Annotated in this window: 14 protein-coding genes; 10 read left to right on the top strand and 4 right to left on the bottom strand. The window is 65.2% G+C overall.

The features are described from left to right. The first annotated feature begins 36 nt into the window (after positions 1–36). The 4 genes from rpoZ to ACQCS0_RS10710 all read left to right on the top strand — a co-directional run bounded on the left by rpoZ (position 37) and on the right by ACQCS0_RS10710 (position 5052). Positions 37–297: a DNA-directed RNA polymerase subunit omega gene (rpoZ, locus tag ACQCS0_RS10695; RefSeq protein WP_090581074.1), complete on the top strand. Its 261-nt coding sequence runs from the start codon at positions 37–39 to the stop codon at positions 295–297. A 28-nt stretch (positions 298–325) separates the two neighbouring features. Continuing rightward, positions 326–1576, top strand: coding sequence for a bifunctional phosphopantothenoylcysteine decarboxylase/phosphopantothenate--cysteine ligase CoaBC (coaBC, locus tag ACQCS0_RS10700; protein WP_354155024.1), 1251 nt, complete (start codon positions 326–328; stop codon positions 1574–1576). A gap of 78 nt (positions 1577–1654) precedes the next feature. Continuing rightward, positions 1655–2890 carry a methionine adenosyltransferase gene (gene metK, locus ACQCS0_RS10705; RefSeq protein ID WP_354155025.1) on the top strand — a complete coding sequence of 412 codons (1236 nt, stop codon included), beginning with the start codon at positions 1655–1657 and terminating at the stop codon, positions 2888–2890. Between the two features lie 11 nt (positions 2891–2901). Beyond that, positions 2902–5052, top strand: a complete 2151-nt coding sequence (locus tag ACQCS0_RS10710) for a primosomal protein N' (protein WP_354155026.1) — start codon at positions 2902–2904, stop codon at positions 5050–5052. Positions 5053–5093: 41 nt separating this feature from the next. Here ACQCS0_RS10710 and ACQCS0_RS10715 read toward each other — a convergent pair whose 3' ends face one another. From ACQCS0_RS10715 to ACQCS0_RS10730, 4 genes are read right to left on the bottom strand one after another with little or no spacing between them, the layout of a single operon-like run. Further along, positions 5094–6170: a glycosyltransferase family 1 protein gene (locus ACQCS0_RS10715; RefSeq protein ID WP_354155027.1), complete on the bottom strand. Its 1077-nt coding sequence runs from the start codon at positions 6168–6170 to the stop codon at positions 5094–5096. After that, complete coding sequence (locus ACQCS0_RS10720) at positions 6167–7096, bottom strand: alpha/beta hydrolase (RefSeq protein WP_354155028.1); 930 nt, start codon at positions 7094–7096, stop codon at positions 6167–6169. The genes ACQCS0_RS10715 and ACQCS0_RS10720 overlap by 4 nt, the downstream gene beginning before the upstream one ends. A gap of 11 nt (positions 7097–7107) precedes the next feature. Continuing rightward, on the bottom strand, positions 7108–7977 hold the full coding sequence (locus ACQCS0_RS10725; RefSeq protein ID WP_354155029.1) for an aldo/keto reductase: 870 nt from the start codon (positions 7975–7977) through the stop codon (positions 7108–7110). 10 nt (positions 7978–7987) lie between these two features. After that, complete coding sequence (locus tag ACQCS0_RS10730; RefSeq protein WP_354155030.1) at positions 7988–8962, bottom strand: sugar-binding domain-containing protein; 975 nt, start codon at positions 8960–8962, stop codon at positions 7988–7990. A gap of 124 nt (positions 8963–9086) precedes the next feature. On the opposite strand from ACQCS0_RS10730, the gene ACQCS0_RS10735 reads away from it, so the two are divergent. The 6 genes from ACQCS0_RS10735 to ACQCS0_RS10760 all read left to right on the top strand — a co-directional run bounded on the left by ACQCS0_RS10735 (position 9087) and on the right by ACQCS0_RS10760 (position 18230). Further along, entirely contained in the window at positions 9087–10898 is a 1812-nt protein-coding gene (locus ACQCS0_RS10735) for a glycerol-3-phosphate dehydrogenase/oxidase (RefSeq protein WP_426938374.1), read from the top strand. Positions 10899–10992: 94 nt separating this feature from the next. Next, entirely contained in the window at positions 10993–11745 is a 753-nt protein-coding gene (locus ACQCS0_RS10740; RefSeq protein ID WP_354155031.1) for an MIP/aquaporin family protein, read from the top strand. 47 nt (positions 11746–11792) lie between these two features. Beyond that, on the top strand, positions 11793–13307 hold the full coding sequence (gene glpK, locus ACQCS0_RS10745; RefSeq protein WP_354155032.1) for a glycerol kinase GlpK: 1515 nt from the start codon (positions 11793–11795) through the stop codon (positions 13305–13307). 337 nt (positions 13308–13644) lie between these two features. Continuing rightward, complete coding sequence (leuS, locus tag ACQCS0_RS10750; RefSeq protein ID WP_354155033.1) at positions 13645–16176, top strand: leucine--tRNA ligase; 2532 nt, start codon at positions 13645–13647, stop codon at positions 16174–16176. A gap of 57 nt (positions 16177–16233) precedes the next feature. Continuing rightward, positions 16234–17262 carry a DegV family protein gene (locus tag ACQCS0_RS10755; protein WP_354155034.1) on the top strand — a complete coding sequence of 343 codons (1029 nt, stop codon included), beginning with the start codon at positions 16234–16236 and terminating at the stop codon, positions 17260–17262. A gap of 74 nt (positions 17263–17336) precedes the next feature. After that, a complete protein-coding gene (locus tag ACQCS0_RS10760; RefSeq protein ID WP_354155035.1) occupies positions 17337–18230 on the top strand; it encodes a ComEA family DNA-binding protein in 894 nt (297 codons plus the stop codon). The last annotated feature ends 1 nt before the right edge of the window (position 18231 follow it).

An 18231-nucleotide genomic window follows, 5' to 3' on the forward strand; every position in this document is an offset into this window, starting at 1 on the left:
TAGGGTCGGATCGGCCCGTTAGAATTTGGAGAATTCGTGTCCACGAACCTTGAAGGCATCATCAACCCTCCGATCGACGAGCTGCTGAAGGCAGCTGATTCCAAGTACGGCCTGGTGATCTTCGGTGCCAAGCGTGCACGTCAGATCAACGCTTACTACGCCCAGCTGCACGAGGGCCTGTTTGAGTACGTCGGCCCCCTGGTCGACACCAAGCTGAACGAGAAGTCGCTGTCGATCGCCCTTCGCGAAATCAACGAAGGCAAGCTCGTTTCTACGCCGATCGAAGCCGCAGAGTAAGTTCAGACTGCCTGTTGACGGAGGTCACGTGCGCATAGTCCTCGGAGTCGGGGGAGGGATTGCGGCCTACAAGGTCGCATCGCTCCTCCGGCTTTTTACTGAAGCCGGACACAATGTCACGGTGATTCCCACTGAGGCGGCTACCCGCTTCGTGGGTGTCGCCACGTGGGAGGCCCTGTCCGGGAATCCGGTCAGCAACAGCGTCTTCGACGACGTGCACCAGGTCAACCACGTCAGGCTTGGCCATGAGGCCGACCTCATTGTGGTGGCACCCGCGACAGCGGACCTGCTGGCGCGCGCGGCCACCGGCCAGGCCAACGACCTCCTCACCAACACGTTGCTGATGGCCAGCGGCCCGGTGCTTTTCGCCCCGGCCATGCACACAGAAATGTGGCGGCACGCCGCCACCCGCGCCAACGTTGAAACGCTGCGAAGCAGGGGAGTGGCCGTCCTGGAACCGGCCAGCGGCCGGCTCACCGGCACGGACTCCGGTCCCGGCCGCCTGCCTGAGCCCGAAGCCATCTTCGACGCCGCCATGGCGCTTGCACAGGGTCAGTCCGATTACCAGCTTCCGCTGGCCGGCCGTACCGTCACCGTAAGTGCAGGCGGAACCCGGGAACCGCTGGACCCTGTCCGTTTCCTGGGCAACAGGTCCTCCGGAAAGCAGGGCGTGGCGCTGGCTGTCGCTGCCCGCAATGCAGGAGCCACGGTGCGGCTGGTCGCCGCCCACATGGACGTGCCGGCGCCGGCCGGAGTCGACGTCCTCACGGTTGAGACTGCGCTGGAATTGCGGGAGGCGATGCTGGCAGCCGCGGTGGATTCCGACGTCGTGATTATGGCGGCGGCCGTTGCGGACTTCCGTCCCGCGGAGATCTCCGGCACCAAAATCAAAAAACGTGATGACACCGCTGACCCCGTCATTTCCCTGGTCCGGAATCCGGACATCCTCCAGGAACTGGTCGAACTCCGTGATCATGCTCCCGAACGCCAGGCCATTCGCCGCAGCCAGCTGATTGTCGGCTTCGCGGCCGAGACCGGTGACGGCCAGGGCGACGTCCTCTCCTACGCGGAAGCAAAGCTCAGGCGCAAGGGCTGCGATCTCCTGGTGGTCAACCATGTGGGAGCGGACAAGGTTTTTGGCCAGGACAGCAACTCGGTAGTCATCCTTGCCCGCTCCGGCGCCGAACCACAACTGGCCGCCGGATCCAAAACAGAGGTTTCGGTGGCCGTCATCACGCGGGTCGGCTATGAGCTGAACCACGTTTCGCCACGCGCCTGACCGAAAGCCACGCACCGTCTCCTTAGCACGGGGACACATGCCGCCGGAGGTCCGATTCCAAACCAGTAAGGTAGTTGAGTGACTTTACCGCTGCACCTTCCCAATACGCACGGGGCTACGCCCACCGCCCTCCGGCTCTTCACGTCCGAGTCGGTCACTGAAGGCCACCCGGACAAGATCTGCGACCAGATCAGTGACGCCATCCTGGATGCACTGCTCGCCGCGGATCCGGAGTCCCGCGTCGCGGTGGAGACCATGGCCACCACCGGCCTGGTCCATGTTGCCGGTGAGGTCACCACCGACGCCTACGTTGAAATCCCGCAGATCGTCCGGGAAACCATCCTGGGCATCGGCTACGACTCCTCGGCCAACGGCTTTGACGGCGCCCGCTGCGGTGTGTCCGTCTCCATCGGCCAGCAGTCCAACGACATCGCCGGCGGTGTCTTCAACTCCCTTGAAGCCCGCGAAGGGCGCCAGGAGGACGACTATGACCTCCAGGGCGCCGGCGACCAGGGCCTGATGTTCGGGTACGCGAGCGACGAAACCCCGTCCTACATGCCGGTCCCGATCTGGATTGCGCACCGCCTGTCCGAGCGCCTCACCGAGGTGCGCAAGTCCGGCGAGCTCTCCTACCTCCGCCCCGACGGCAAGACCCAGGTCACCATCGGTTACGACAAGGACGTGCCGGTTTCCGTGGAAACCGTCGTCATCTCCAGCCAGCACGCCGAAGGAACCAGCCTGGACCGCCTGCGCGCGGACCTCGTCTCCTTTGTGATTGAGCCGGTGTTGGGAGTCGCCAATCTGGACATTTCCGGGGCCGTCAACATCCTGAACCCGGCCGGCGAGTTTGTCATCGGCGGGCCGGTCGGTGACGCCGGCCTGACCGGACGCAAGATCATTGTGGACACATACGGCGGCATGGCGCGCCACGGCGGCGGCGCCTTCTCGGGCAAGGACCCGTCCAAGGTAGACCGTTCCGCTGCCTACGCGATGCGCTGGGTTGCCAAGAACGTTGTGGCGGCCGGACTGGCAAAGCGTGCCGAGATCCAGATTGCCTACGCCATCGGACAAGCCCGGCCCGTAGGCACGTACGTGGAAACCTTCGGCACGGAAACAGTGGATCCGGCCCGGATCAGCGCCGCCATCGCGGAGATCTTCGACCTCCGCCCACGTGCCATCATCGATGCCTTGGACCTCAAGCGTCCCATCTACGCCAAAACCGCCGCGCACGGACACTTCGGCCGTGACGATCCCGACTTCACCTGGGAGCGCCTGGACCGGGTGGAGGACCTGAAGGCCTTCTTCAACGCGTAGGCCAGCCCGCCATGGCCTCTGACGAGTCTGTCCCTCCCGGCACAGTCCAGTTGTCGCTGCTGCAGGGCTTCCCGGCGAAGGCCAGGCCGTCCGGACCTCCGCTGGCCACGCACCTTCCGGTGGCCAGGGTATTCGTCGAGACGCCGCTGCCGCACCTGGACCGACCCTTCGACTACAGCGTGCCGGCTGAACTGGATGAGGCCGCGCAGGCCGGCGTCAGGGTCAAAGTCAGTTTCAACGGCCAGGACCTGTCCGGCTTCATCATTGAACGGACGGCAGAATCCGACGCCGGCCACACCCTGGTGCCCCTCCAGAAGGTCGTCTCCCCGGTGGTTGTCCTGACGCCGCCCGTCCGGGATCTGGTGGCCGCCGTCGCGGCCAGGTACGCGGGCACGGTCAGCGACGTCTTGCGCGTTGCGGTGCCTCCGCGCATGGCCAGGCTCGAGAAGGAGTTCCTCACCGCCCCTGCGGCAGAGCCCGCGGCACCGGATCCGCTTGCCGTCGTCGCGGCCGCTACTGGCCCTGACGTCACTTCCGGGACGGATTCCGACTGGGTCGGGTACCGTAACGGCCCGGCATTTGTCCGCCACCTGCGGGACGGCGGATCTCCGCGGGCGGTCTTCAACCCACTCCAGGGATTCGGCCCGGCCGCATGGCCGCACCTGCTGGCAACGGCGGTGGCTGCAGTCCGTGCCTCCGGCCGCGGCGCCGTGGTGGTGGTTCCGGACTACAGGGACCTGGACCAGCTGGAAAAGGCGCTCCTGGCCGTGCTGCCCGCCGATGATATTGCGCGGCTGACGGCCGATGACGGGCCAACGCCCCGCTACAGGAGTTTCCTGCGCCTCCTTGCCGGGTCTGCACGCGTTGCCATCGGCACGCGTTCTGCAGCATTTGCCCCCGTCCGCGATCTGGGTCTTATTGCCTGCTGGGATGACGGCGATGACCTTCACATCGAACAGCGCGCCCCGTACGCCCATAGCCGCGACGTCCTCCTGCTGCGAGCGGAACAGGAAGGCGCCGCCTGCTTGATGGCGGGTCATTCCAGGAGTACGGAACTCCAGCGGCTGGTGGAGGCCGGCTGGGCCATGCCAGTCGAGGCCGATCGGGCGTTCGCACGACGGACTGTGCCCAGGGTGCTGAACACGGCGGACAGCTTCGAACAGGAACGCGACCCCCTCGCCCTGGTTGCGCGGCTTCCCGGTGCGGCCTGGCGCGCCGCCAAGGACGGGCTGGAACGTGGGCCTGTCCTGGTGCAGGTGGCCCGAGCCGGCTACGCCCCGTCGCTCGTCTGTGAGACCTGCCGTGAACCTGCCCGGTGCCAGGCCTGCCAGGGCCCTCTGGCCTTGGCCGGAGGCAGCGGCAGCTCTGCGATCCCGCAGTGCCGCTGGTGTTCCATGCCGGCGCCGGAGTGGCAGTGTGCCCACTGCGCGGGGCACAAGCTCCGTAAGGGCGCCACCGGAGTCCTGCGGACTGCTGAAGAGCTGGGCCGTGCATTTCCCGGAAAACCCGTTATTACGTCCTCGGGCGGCAACATCAAAGCCGGAGTTGGTGGCGCCAAGGCGCTGGTGGTGGCCACCGTCGGCGCCGAGCCCGTAGCGGAGGGCGGTTACGCGGCGGCCCTGCTGCTCGACGGCGACTCCCTGCTGCGCCGGGAGAATCTCCGCGCCGGCGAAGACACCGTGCGCCGCTGGTTCAACGCCGCAGCTTTGGTGCGTCCGGCGTCCGACGGCGGACTGGTGGTTATCACTGCGACGGAAAGCGTGGCTGTTGGCGCGTTGCTGCGGTGGGACCCGGCCGGGTACGCCCGGCGCGAGCTCGAACTCCGGATGGAACTCCAACTACCGCCGGCAGTCAGGATTGCCTCGATCACCGGCCCCCGGGCCGCCGTCGTACATTTTTCCGGGACCGTCGAGAAGGAGCTGGCCACCGCCGGTGTGGCGCTGCGGACCGCAGGTCCGGCCCCGCTGGTGCTCACCGGTCCCGCAACCGGCGGAGCCGGCAGCACCGCGGCGGCTGGGGAGGACGCCCGGAGCCTGCTGTTCTTTGCGTACGGGCAGGCAGCCACCGTCACCCGGGTACTGCGTGCAACAAAGGCTGCGGCCGCCGCCAAGCGGAGCACGGAACCGGTCCAGGTCAGGCTTGATGGCGTGGACGTCCTTTAGTAGACGTCCGTTAGCAGGCGTCCCTTAGAGGACTCGCGGCGTCAGCGTCCGCGGCGTGCCATGATGTCGTGGACCACGTCCACCAGTTGCTGGGCGGATTCGTCCCAGCTGAATTCCCGGGCACGCGCCACCGAACGGCGGGACACCTGCTGCCAGTGGGCGTCGTCGCGCAGTTTCTGCACGGCTGCGGCAAACTCTGCCGGGGACGCGGGATCAACGTAGGCTGCCGCGTCGCCGCCCACTTCCCGGAAAATCGGGATGTCGCTGGCGATGACCGGCGTGCCGAGGGCCATGGCCTCCACCAGCGGGAGACCGTAACCTTCGGCGCGGGAGAGGCTCACCAGTGCGGTGGCCCGCTTGAGCAGGACGGTGTATTCGTCGTCGGTGACCCCGTTGTGGAAGACTACCTTGGCGCCAGGCGGAACCATGATCTCCAGCTCGGCCCGGCGATCCGCGGTGATCCTGCTCAGCAGGTGCAAGGTGAAATCGGGCAGCCCGGACATTCCGGCCACCATCGTTTCAACGTTTTTGTAGGGCATAAACGAGCCCATGTACACGAGCGAATGTTCTGCACCGGCGGCGGGATCGCGCGGGTCCTGCGCGGGCTGCGGGGCGTTGCTGATGATCCGCACCGGTCTCTGGGTGAGCCGGTACTTGGCCATCAGGGCTTCAGTGGTCCGGCTGATAGTGGCCACGGTGTCCGCCCGGTTGAGGAGGACCCGTTGGGGCCAGAACGCCTTGTGGTACAGGCGCCACAGCACGCGGACGGGTGCCGGCAGGAATCCCGGGGGGGCAGGGTGCTCGTAGTAGATGAGGTCGTGCAGGGTCAGGACCAGCCCGTACTTGCGCCCCCAGCTGCCCATGGTCTGCATGGGGCACACCACAACGTCGGCCCCCAGCGGGTTGACCCTGCGGGCCACGAACAGCTCCAGCGGGGACAGCGGACTGTTGATCAGTGTGTACGGAACATCCGGAAGCAGCGCCAGCTGACGGAGGTCGCTGATGAGCATGGAAACGTCTGCAACCTTCGCGGTGGCGGCGATGAGGCTGGCCCCGTAGCGGCTGATGCCGTCGTGGTGGTCGGTCCGGGTGAATCGTGCATCGATGACAATCTTCACGCGGGGTGGTCCTTAAGGAAGCTGCGGATGAAGCCGGCGGCGGGGCCGGGCGTTTCGTAGTGGATCAGGTGGCCGACGCCGGGAATGACTTTGAGGACACCGTCGGGGAGGAGCCCGGCGAGGCGGTGCTGGTCGGGCAGGGTGGCAATCTCGTCCTTTTCGCCGGCGACCAGGAGCACCGGCAGGTCCAGTTTCCCGGCAACCTCTGCAACATGGCCGCTGACCGACGCTGTGAACGATTCGAGGAGACTCTCCCGGTTCGCGAACGCACTGAAGTAGGCATGGTGCTGGCCGTGGATGAAGCCGCGCAGCTCTTTGTCAGGCGTCTTGGCCATGGCCTCGCTCATGACCCTGACAATCAGCGGACTGCGCAGCAGCGCCAGTCCCAGCGAACGGGGGAGCCGGGCCGCCAGCCGGTAGTAGAGAACGGCCAGTCTGGTCATGATCCCCTTGGGGCCTTCCAGGGCAGGCGCGGCGATGGGATTGATCAGGATCAGCGGAGCGACGGCGCCCGGATGGGTCGCCACAAAATGGGCAGCGACGATCGAGCCGAAGGAGTGCCCTAGCAACACCGTGTCCGGACCAAGGCCGAGCGCTGCCATAAAGTCGGTGACAAAGGTGCCGTACTGTTCCACCGAGTGTGTACCGGAGGCGAACGCGGCGGAGCTGCCGAACCCTGGCAGGTCCGGCATAATGATGCGCATTTCCGGCAATTGGTCTGCCACCCGGAGGAGGCCGTGGTGATCGCCGCGGAAGCCGTGGATCACCAGGATGGTGCGGGTGTCCGGGGTGGCCTGGATGGGTTCGTAGGTCCAATACGCCACGGCGGTGCCGTCGATCACGATGTTTGCGGCACGGGTGCGGGCCGCCAGCCCCGCGCTGAAGAACGACGGCGCGGGGGATGGCTGCTGATCGGCGGTTTTCATGACCCTCGGTCCTAGTTGACGTTGTCGGGGTGGGACCCGGTGCGCTGCCCGCGGTCAAGCTCAGCCAAGGCTGCCGTGTCGCGGTCTGAAAGTTCAAAGCCGAAGACGTCCAGGTTTTCCCGGATCCGTGCCTCGGAGCTTGCCTTCGGGATGGCGATGTTCCCCAACTGGATATGCCACCGAAGAATGATCTGGGCTGCTGTGCGGCCGTGCTCGGCCGCCAGTGCCAGGACCACGGAATCCGACAGTACGTGTCCGCGCCCCAGGGGGCTCCAGGCTTCAGTCCGGATGCCCAGGGTGTGGTGCTTCTCCCTGAGCTCCACCTGCTGAAGCCACGGGTGCAGTTCAATCTGGTTCACAGCCGGCACCACTTCGGCACTCTCGAGCAGGCGGTCCAGGTGCGCCGGCTGGAAGTTGCAGACACCGATGGCCCTGACCTTCCCTTCGCGGTACAGCGTTTCGAGGGCGCGGTACGTGTCGCTGAACAGATCCCGATTGGCGCAGGGCCAGTGGATCAGGTACATGTCCACGTAGTCCAGGCCGAGGTTAACCATGGAGGTATCGAAGGCACGGAGGGTTGCGTCGTACCCCTGGTCATCGTTCCACACCTTCGTGGTGACAAATACGTCCTCGCGCCGCAGGCCGGGCGAGGACTCCCCGGAGCCGCCGCTCCTGCCGTCGGAATCCATGGCCGGGCCCAGTCCTCGCGCCACGCCGGTTTCGTTGCCGTACATGGCTGCCGTGTCAAAGTGGCGGTATCCGGTGCCCAGGGCCGTGGCCACCAGGCCGGCGGCTTCCGCTGCCGGAACTTTGTACAGCCCGAAGCCCAACTGGTCGATCAGCACACCGTTGTTAAGGCTGAGCCGGGGTGAGGTTTTCATAGCATTGACTCTACCCATTGGGCCAAGCGACACCGCCAAACCCCACCAGGCGGCGCGCGGTGGCTTCATCCACGATCAGGTCGGTGGCGAGGCCGGCGGACAGGGCGCCCCGCAGGCCATTGATCTTCGATGCCCCGGAGACCACGCAGATCCGACGCCGGACCTGGCGCAGCTGGGAGAGGGCCGGACCCGTGGAGCGTTCATTGAGGACGATGCCGTCGGAGGATCCGTCACGCCGGAAAAACACCGTGGCGACGTCACCCACAACGTCAGAATGGGCAAGCACCTTGAGATCGCTTTCGTCCAGGTAGCCACCCGCGTAAACGTGGCTTGGGTAGTCTGCGTGCACGGATCCAACGCCGAAGATGGCGATGCTCATCCGGGCCTGCAAATCCAGGATGCGCTGCACGCTGCGCTCATTCCACATGGCGGTTTTGGTGGCCGCATGGTCAAAGAATGCGGGAACAGGGAACTGCTCCACGCGTGCACCGTAGGCACTTCCGAAGCGTCGCATGATGTCACTCGCGTACGTGATGCCGGTGGTGTGCATGTTGCCGGCGCCGTTCAGCTGGACCACCACGGTATCGTGCGTGATCTTGCGGGTGAGGTGCCTGCTGACGGCGCTGAGCGTTGATCCCCACGCGACGCCGATGATCGCATTGGAATCCACCAGGGGGCCGATGGTTCGTGCTGCCTGGATGGCCACCCGGTCCAGGGTTTCCGCCTCGTTCAGAGACTCCACCACCGGAACCACGTGCACGTCAACGCTGTACTCGCGCCGGATCATGCTTTCGAGTTCGGGGCCGGTATCCATTGGATTGCGGATCTGGATCTGGACCAAACCCGTATCCCTGGCGGCCGAGAGGAGCCTGGAAACAGTGGACCGGGACGTCCGCAGTTCCCGTGCGATTGCGTCCATGGTCAGGTCCTGGAGGTAATACATCTGTGCAGCCCTGAGCGCATCTGAGTGCCGTGAAGGCGTCATTCGGACTCCAATCTGCACGTTTGTGCATAGTGCTTGACTCCATTTTCCAATACTCCAAACAATAGTTGAAGAACGACGGTTCGTCCGGCGGTTGCCCGCAGGCCAATAAACCCAGGGAGCAGTTTTGGGAATCAGAGATTCATTCAGCCACAGCGGAGCCACGCCCGCCCACGGCCCGGTGCTGCGCGCATCGGTCCAGGGTCTGCGAAATCGTCCGCACGCCAAAGTTTTGATCATCGGCGGTGGCATCAACGGCGTGGGAACGTTCCGGGACCTCGCCCTGCAGGGAGTGGATGTGGCCCTGGTGGAGCGTGGAGACTACTGCCAGGGTGCCAGCGGTGCGTCCTCACACATGATTCATGGCGGTATCCGTTACCTCGAAAACGGAGAATTCCGCCTCGTCCAGGAATCTGTAGTGGAACGCAACCGACTCCTGCGGATCGCACCGCATTATGTGAAGCCCCTCCAGACCACCATCCCCATCTTCAGCACCTTTTCCGGCGTCCTGTCCGCACCCCTGCGGTTCCTCACGCACAAACAGCAGGGCAAGCCCAAGGAGCGCGGCGCGTTCCTGATCAAACTGGGCCTGAGCATGTATGACTCGTTTTCCCGCGACGGCGGTGCCGTGCCGCGCCACCAGTTCCGCGGACGGAAGCGGGCCCTCGCCGAGCTGCCGCAGCTGCACCCAGGCATCAAATACGCCGCCACATACTTCGACGCGTCGGTGCATAACCCCGAGCGGCTCACGCTCGATGTGCTCCAGGACGGCGAAAAAGCAGGCAAGGGCAACGGCGGACCGGAAACCTCAACAGCCCGGGCAAGCAACTACCTCGCACTTCATTCTCTCGGCGGGCCTGCCACACAGTCCGGCACCACGGTCCAGCTGCGCGACGAACTGACAGGCGAGCTCTTCGATTTCACCGCGGACGTCATCGTCAACACAACCGGCGCCTGGGTGGACCTGACCAACGAAGCCATGGGGGCGGCGTCGGCCTTTATGGGCGGCACAAAAGGATCGCACATCGTACTGGACCACCCGGTCCTGCTCGAGGCCTGCAAAGGCCGGGAGATCTTCTTTGAACACACGGACGGCCGGATTGTCCTCATCTACCCCATGGGCGACCGGGTCCTGGTAGGAACCACTGACATCAATGCGGACATGACGCAGGACGCCGTGTGCACGGACGAGGAGATCGACTACTTCTTTAACCTGATCGGCCACGTCTTCCCGGACATCAGCGTGCAGCGTGACCAGATCGTTTACACGTTCTCCGGCGTCCGCCCGCTGCCACGCCACGATGCCACCCAGCCTGGGTTTGTTTCGCGCGACTACAGCATCGAACGGCGCACCCCGGATGCCGCGGTGCCCGGCGCCGGAACCGCGGTCGTACTCAGCCTGGTGGGGGGCAAGTGGACCACATTCCGGGCGTTGGCCGAGCACATGGCAAATGATGTGCTTGCCGAGCTGGGAATGGAGCGGAAGGTCTCCACGGCGAAGCTCGCCATCGGAGGCGGTGCCGGTTTCCCCGAGAATGAGGCCGGCATCCAGAAATGGATCAAGGCGCACATGGGTACAGGGCGGGATGCTGACCGCTCTGCCGTCCTCTTGACGCGTTACGGCACGAGGGCAGACGACGTGATCCGCTACCTTGATGCAGGCCCGGACAGGCTGCTCCGTTCCACCCGTGAACTCAGTGTCCGGGAGCTGGAGTTCATGGCCCGGAATGAGCAGATCGGGCACCTCATCGATGTCCTGATCAGGCGTACGTCGCTCGCCTTCCGTGGACTTGTCACCGGAGAACTTCTTGTCGAGGTTGCGGACGTCCTGTCCGCCCCGCTGGGCTGGGATGCCACAGCCAGGACCGACGAGATCAAGCATGCGCGGGAAGTACTGGAGCGATTCCACCGCGTACAGATCCACAGCCTGGTGGCCTAGGCAGACCAGGCTGCAGCCGGGGCGTCAAAGCGCTCCGGTTCAACGGTCCCTCAACCCGCGAAGGACCGCAAAATAGAAAATAGAGGAGTCAATGATGTCTCTTGGAATTGTTTTTCTTTCCGAAGTCTTCGGAACGGCGATGCTCACCCTGCTGGGGTGTGGTGTCGTGGCCAACGTGGCCCTGAAGGGCACAAAAGGCAACAGCGGCGGGTTCCTGATGGTGACCTGGGGGTGGGGGATCGCCGTGTTCGCGGGTGTTTTTGTTGCCGCCAAATCCGGCGCCCACCTTAATCCCGCCGTCACGCTGGGCCTACTGGTCAAGGGCGGCAAGGAGTATGCCAAGGACGTCCCGGTAGATGTCGCGTCCACATTCACCTACTTCGGTGGTGAACTGGTCGGCGCCTTCCTGGGCGCGGTCGTTTGTTGGGCCGCGTACAAGCAGCATTTTGATGCCGAGCCCGTGGCAGCCAACAAGCTCGCAACGTTCTCCACCGGGCCGGCCATCCGATCCGTACCGTGGAACCTCGTCACGGAGATCATCGGTACGTTCGTCCTGGTCTTCGTCATCCTGACGCTTGGCGGGACGCCCTCGGGCCTGGGGCCGCTGGCGGTCGCCCTGCTCGTGGTGGGCATCGGTGTATCACTGGGCGGACCGACGGGCTATGCCATCAATCCCGCCCGTGACCTCGGGCCGCGCATCGCACACGCACTCCTGCCCATCAAGGGCAAGGGTTCAAGTGACTGGGCCTACTCGTGGATCCCCGTGGTGGGGCCGCTGATCGGAGGGACCCTTGCCGGTCTGGTGGCCCTCTTGGTTCCCATGATCATGCCCGCCATCGCCGGCTAGTAACTGCATCAAAAACACACACAAAAAATACAGACAAGGACGTCACCATGAACCAATACGTAATCGCCATCGATCAGGGCACCACCAGCTCCCGCGCCATCGTCTTTGACCACAGCGGCACTATCGTGTCCTCGGGCCAGATGGAGCACGAGCAGATCTTCCCGCAGGCGGGCTGGGTAGAGCACAACCCTGCCGAGATCTGGAACAACACCCGCGAGGTGATCGCTTCCGCGCTCTCCAAGGCGAACCTGACCCGGCACGACATCGCCGCCGTCGGGATTACCAATCAGCGCGAGACCGCCGTCGTCTGGGACAAAACCACCGGCGAGGCCGTCTATAACGCGATTGTCTGGCAGGACACCAGGACCCAGGACATCGTGGATGAGCTGGCGAAGGACGGCGGGCCGGAGCGGTTTAAGCAGAAGGTGGGCCTGCCCCTAGCCACGTATTTCTCCGGGACAAAGATCAAGTGGATCCTGGACAACGTCGACGGCGCACGGGCCAAGGCGGACGCCGGTGACCTGGTCTTCGGAAACACCGATTCCTGGGTCCTCTGGAACCTGACGGGCGGTGTTGACGGCGGAGTGCACGCCACAGACGTCACGAACGCGTCCCGCACCCTGTTCATGGACCTCGAAACGTTGAGCTGGGATGAGGAGATCCTGGGCATCTTCGGCGTGCCGCTGAGCATGATGCCGGCGATCAAGTCCTCCTCAGAGGTCTACGGCACCGTGCATACGTCGCAACTCTTGCGCGAAGTGCCTGTCGCCGGCATTCTCGGCGATCAGCAGGCGGCCACGTTCGGCCAGGCGGCATTCGAAGCAGGTGAAGCCAAAAACACGTACGGCACCGGCTGCTTCCTGATCTTCAACACCGGCGAGGAGATCGTTCACTCGAAAAACGGACTGCTCACCACGGTCGGGTACAAGCTCGGAGACGCCCCCACGCACTATGCGCTGGAAGGCTCTATTGCGGTCACCGGTTCGCTGATCCAGTGGCTCCGGGACAACCTCGGCATGATCAGCAGCGCGCCGGAAGTGGAAACGCTGGCGGCGGCCGTTGAGGACAACGGCGGCGTCTACATCGTGCCGGCGTTCTCGGGGCTCTTTGCCCCGTACTGGCGTTCGGATGCCCGCGGCGCCATTGTGGGCCTGACCCGGTTCGTCAACAAGAACCACATCGCCCGGGCGGCGCTTGAGGCCACGGCGTTCCAGACCCGCGAGGTACTGGACGCAGTCAATGCTGACTCCGGCGTTCCGCTCACTGAGTTGAAGGTCGACGGCGGCATGGTGGCCAACGACGCTCTGATGCAATTCCAGGCGGACATCCTGGGCGTGCCGGTGATCCGTCCGAAAGTGGTGGAGACGACCGCGCTGGGCGCCGCCTACGCAGCCGGCCTCGCCGTCGGATTCTGGAAGGACCTTGGCGAGTGCTCGGCCAACTGGGCCGAGGACAAGCGGTGGGAGCCGCAAATGGACCAGACCGAGCAGGACCGGCAGTTGCGCCTCTGGAAGAAGGCCGTGACGAAGTCCATGGACTGGGTCGACGAGGATGTGAAATAGCCTGAGTCCGTCGTTGACGGAAGCCGCACCTGCCCCGCCCGCTTCGCGGTGCCCACCACACCCGGGGCAGGTGCGGCTTCCGTCAACGTCATCTACAGTGAACCGATCGTGGCGACTTACGTTTAGGTGAAGGGACGCGTGCGCTAAAGTAGACCTATGCGTGCGATCCTTCTGCTTAGCTAGCCGCCCGGTGTCCGGAAACAACCGGAATGCCGTGCGGCTGCCCCTCCATGGCGAGGGGCTTTTGTGTGTCCGGGCACGTTTGACGGGCCGGCAACAGAGGGGATCAGACCGTTGTGGCAGCACCGATGCCACAACAGAACAGAAGAGGGCAGCAGTGAGCGTTCAGCCGGAGACAGAGACCGGAACAGCAGCAGTGGCGGCAGTAACACCCGATGAGGGTGCCTACAGCTTCGCGGCGATGGAGGCAAGGTGGCCGCAGGTGTGGGAAGACCTCAAGGTTTTCACGCCGGTGGATGATGGTTCCCGCGAGCGCCGCTACGTGCTGGACATGTTCCCGTACCCCTCGGGTGACCTGCACATGGGCCACGCCGAGGCCTTTGCCATGGGCGATGTTGTGGCCCGCTACCTGCGGCAAAAGGGCTTCGACGTCCTGCACCCGATCGGTTGGGACTCGTTCGGGCTGCCGGCGGAAAACGCCGCCATCAAGCGCAACGCCCACCCCAGCGAGTGGACCTACGCCAACATCGACACCCAGGCGGCCTCGTTCAAGCGTTACGCGATCTCCGCGGACTGGTCCCGGCGTGTCCACACCTCGGACCCCGAGTACTACCGCTGGACCCAGTGGCTGTTCAAGCGCTTCTACGAGAAGGGCCTCGCGTACCGCAAGGACTCCCCGGTCAACTGGTGCCCCAAGGACCAGACCGTTCTGGCCAACGAACAGGTGGTCAACGGTGCCTGCGAACGCTGCGGAACGCCCGTTACCAAGAAGTCCCTGAACCAGTGGTACTTCAAGATCACCGAGTACGCTGACCGCCTGCTCGATGATATGGACGGGCTGCGCGGCCACTGGCCCGAGCGCGTGCTGGCGATGCAGAAGAACTGGATCGGGCGCTCCGAAGGTGCCCACGTCAACTTTGTGATCGAAGCCGACAGCGGCAAGCCCGCCAAGGACGTCACCGTCTTCACCACCCGACCGGACACCCTGTACGGTGCCACGTTCTTTGTTGTGGCCGCCGACGCGCCGATCGCCGTCGAACTTGTCACCGAGGAGCACGCCGCCGCCCTGGACGCCTACCGCGAACAGGTCAAGGCACTGACCGAAATCGAACGCCAGTCCACCGAACGAGAAAAGACTGGTGTCTTCACCGGCCGCTACGCCGTCAATCCCCTCAACGGTGAAAAGCTGCCGGTCTGGGCTGCTGATTACGTCCTGGCCGACTACGGCACCGGCGCTATCATGGCTGTCCCGGCCCACGACCAGCGCGACCTCGACTTTGCCACGACGTTCGACCTGCCCGTCCGTGCCGTGCTTGACACCGGCGAAGAGGACCCCACCGTTTCCGGCAAGGCCACCTCCGGCGAGGGCACCCTGATCAACTCTGGCATCCTCGATGGGCTGCCGAAGGCAGATGCCATCCCCGCTGCCATCGGCATCCTCGAGAAGCAGGGCACCGGCGAGAAGTTCGTCAACTTCCGCCTGCGTGACTGGCTGCTGAGCCGCCAGCGGTTCTGGGGCACGCCCATCCCGATCATCCACTGCCCTGCCTGCGGCGAGGTTCCCGTTCCTGACGAGCAGCTGCCTGTCAGGCTGCCGGCTGACCTGCGCGGCGAAGACTTGTCCCCGAAGGGCACGTCACCGCTGGCCGCCGCTGAGGCCTGGGTCAACGTTGACTGCCCCAATTGCCACGGGCCTGCAAAGCGCGATACCGACACCATGGACACGTTTGTGGATTCGTCCTGGTACTTCCTGCGGTTCGTCTCACCGCAGTACACCGAAGGCCCGTTCGATCCGGCGAAGATCAACGAGTGGATGCCCGTGGGCCAATATGTGGGCGGCGTGGAGCACGCCATCCTGCACCTGCTGTACGCCCGGTTCTTCACCAAGGTCATCCACGACCTCGGCATGATCGACGTGGACGAACCGTTCAGCGCGCTGCTGAACCAGGGCCAGGTCCTCAATGGGGGCAAGGCCATGAGCAAGTCGCTGGGCAACGGTGTAGACCTCAGCGAGCAGCTGGACAAGTACGGCGTGGACGCCGTGCGTCTGACCATGATCTTCGCGTCCCCGCCGGAGGACGACGTCGACTGGGCGGACGTTTCGCCGTCGGGATCCGCAAAGTTCCTGGCCCGTGCCTGGCGCCTGGCGCAGGACGTCACCAGTGAGCCGGGTGCCGCTGTCGCCGCCGGTGACCGTGCCCTGCGCTCCGTCATTCACCGCACCATCGCGGACGCCGCCGCGCTGCTTGACACCAACAAGTTCAACGTGGTGGTGGCCAAGCTCATGGAACTGGTCAACGCAACACGCAAAACCATAGATGCAGCCAGCGGCGCCGGCGGGGCGGATCCTGCCGTCCGGGAGGCGGCGGAAGCCGTCGCCGTCATCCTGAGCCTCTTCGCGCCGTACACCGCGGAGGACATGTGGAACGTCCTGGGCCATCCCGCGTCCGTGGCGAACGCCGGCTGGCCGGTACACGACGAAGCGCTGCTGGTCCAGGAAACCGTCACCGCGGTGATCCAGGTCCAGGGCAAAGTCCGTGACCGCGTCGAAGTCTCGCCGGGGATCGGCGAAGACGAACTGCGGGAACTGGCCCTGGCCAGCGAAAACGTCCAGCGCGCGCTTGACGGCCGCGGCATCCGCACGGTGATCGTGCGAGCGCCTAAACTGGTCAACATCGTCCCGGCCTAACCCGGGACACCGGCCGCCGGTTCCAACTGGCGGCCGGTCCTAGAGCAGGAGGCGTTCTTGCCCGACCGTGACGCCGCTGCCTGGCTTTGGCTCCGGGAGCGTCTGTCTGCCCTCCGTCCTGCACCGCGCCCTGGCACGCAACTGTCGCCAGTCCCGGTGGCGCCCGCCGTCGTCGTCCGTACCGCAGTGGTTACCGACTCTGCCTCCGCACTGCCGCCCGACTGGGTGCGTTCGTGCGCCGGTGACGGACGCCTGACTGTCATCCCGATGCCCGTTATGGTGGGCGCGGAAATCTACGGCGAGGGCGAAGACGACATCACCGAAACCATTGCGCTGGCACTCGCCAGCGGCACATCGGTCAAGACGTCCCGCCCGTCACCGGGACAGTTTGAACAGGTCTTCCTGGCCGCTGAACGCCTGGGCTATGAAAGCGTGGTCTCCATTCACATCTCCGGAGGCTTGTCCGGGACCGCGGATGCGGCGAGGCTCGCGGCCACCCGGGTGGCAATCCCGGTGGAAGTCCTCGACTCCTCCACTGTGGGCATGGCTCTGGGCATGGGTGTGCAGGCCGCGGTGGCGGCAGCCGCGGCAGGCAGCGACATCACAGCCGTAGCAGCCGCGGCGGCGGCGCAGTTCGCGCGCACCAAGGTCTATTTCTACGTGCCCAGCCTTGAACAGCTCCGCCGGGGCGGCCGGATCGGCGCGGCCGCGTCGCTGCTGGGGACCATGTTCGCCATCAAACCCATCCTTGCCGTCGACGACGGCAAGATCATACCGCTGGAAAAGGTCAGATCGGCAGTCAAGGCTGTCGCCCGCCTCGAGGAGCTGGCCACCGCGGACGCCGCATCGCGCCCCCATGGCCAGGCCCGCCTTGCCGTCCACCACTTCGGTAATCCGGCCGAGGCAGAGGCTTTGGCAGCCCGGCTGTCCGCCGCATTGCCCAGCTGCCCGCCTGCCCAGATCAGCTCCCTGCCAGCCGTCCTGGCAGCCCACGCCGGGCTTGGTGTGCTCGCGGTGATCGTGGGGGAGAATGGCCCAACTGTGCGGAACCCCGAGTCGGAGCTCCCGGCAGCTTCGACGTCGTAGCTTCGGACTAGCGGTTTCCACATAGGTGCAGCCGGGACTGTCCCCGGCGGCTATGCTTCCCTAGCGTTGGGTGCATGTCACGCCGGGACGCTGGAGCAGCAGCACGCCAGGGGGCCCGGCATGCCCGGGACCGGTTGCGGTCCACGCTCGGAGCCAGCCCGGGGCTACTGCTCACCGACGGCGGCGATAGGGTGTTTGAGTACGACGGGGCGGCTCACGGTTCCTGTGACGACGCCGCTTCGGGGGCCGCTGATGATTCCCCTGCCGGTACAGAGAGGACGGGACCGTTACTGAGGTGGCGGGTGGGCCTGCGTGTCGCTTTGCTCATTGCCGCCATCGCGGTACTTGGCAGCGTCTGGTTCTGGGCTCAGGTAGCCGCCGGTCAGCCCGAAGTCAGGCCACTGAGTGACAGCTCCGCCCAGGGCAGCATGCCTGAGGGGGTGGTCAGCCACGGCCCCGAGCCACGCGGGGCCGGGCAGCGTGAACTGGCGCCGGAAAGTACACAGGCCGGCACCGTCATCATCCACGTGGCCGGGGCCGTCGCCGTGCCCGGGGTTGTGCAGTTGCCCGCGGGCAGCCGGGTTCACCAGGCAATCGCCGCGGCAGGCGGCGGCACGGCCGCTGCAGACCTGAACCGGCTTAACCTTGCTGCCGTACTGACGGACGGACAAAAGCTCTACGTTCCCCAGGCCGGCGAAGAAGTCCCCGCCGGATCGTCCGGCCCACCCGGGGAAGCTGGGGAGGAGCCTGGCAATAGTGGGACCGCGTCAGCAGGAGGAAAGGTCAACCTCAACACGGCAAGCGTCGAAGAGTTGGATGCGCTGCCGAAAGTCGGGCCAGTACTGGCTCAGCGGATCGTGGACTGGCGCAAGGAACACGGCTCCTTCACATCGGTTGAGGATCTTGACGCCGTGGACGGCGTGGGCCCCAAGATGCTCGAAACGCTTCTTCCCCTGGTAAGGGTCTGAG

This window comes from Pseudarthrobacter sp. S6, assembly GCF_050156575.1.
In the GTDB taxonomy this organism is placed as follows: domain Bacteria; phylum Actinomycetota; class Actinomycetes; order Actinomycetales; family Micrococcaceae; genus Arthrobacter.

Bases quoted from the DNA above. Each gene is read 5' to 3' on its own strand.
- ACQCS0_RS10720 (WP_354155028.1), bottom strand. From the start codon at position 7,096: ATGAAAACCGCCGATCAGCAGCCATCCCCCGCGCCGTCGTTCTTCAGC.
- ACQCS0_RS10740 (WP_354155031.1), top strand. From the start codon at position 10,993: ATGTCTCTTGGAATTGTTTTTCTTTCCGAAGTCTTCGGAACGGCGATG.
- glpK (WP_354155032.1), top strand. From the start codon at position 11,793: ATGAACCAATACGTAATCGCCATCGATCAGGGCACCACCAGCTCCCGC.
- ACQCS0_RS10725 (WP_354155029.1), bottom strand. From the start codon at position 7,977: ATGAAAACCTCACCCCGGCTCAGCCTTAACAACGGTGTGCTGATCGAC.
- ACQCS0_RS10710 (WP_354155026.1), top strand. From the start codon at position 2,902: ATGGCCTCTGACGAGTCTGTCCCTCCCGGCACAGTCCAGTTGTCGCTG.
- ACQCS0_RS10730 (WP_354155030.1), bottom strand. From the start codon at position 8,962: ATGACGCCTTCACGGCACTCAGATGCGCTCAGGGCTGCACAGATGTAT.
- ACQCS0_RS10760 (WP_354155035.1), top strand. From the start codon at position 17,337: ATGTCACGCCGGGACGCTGGAGCAGCAGCACGCCAGGGGGCCCGGCAT.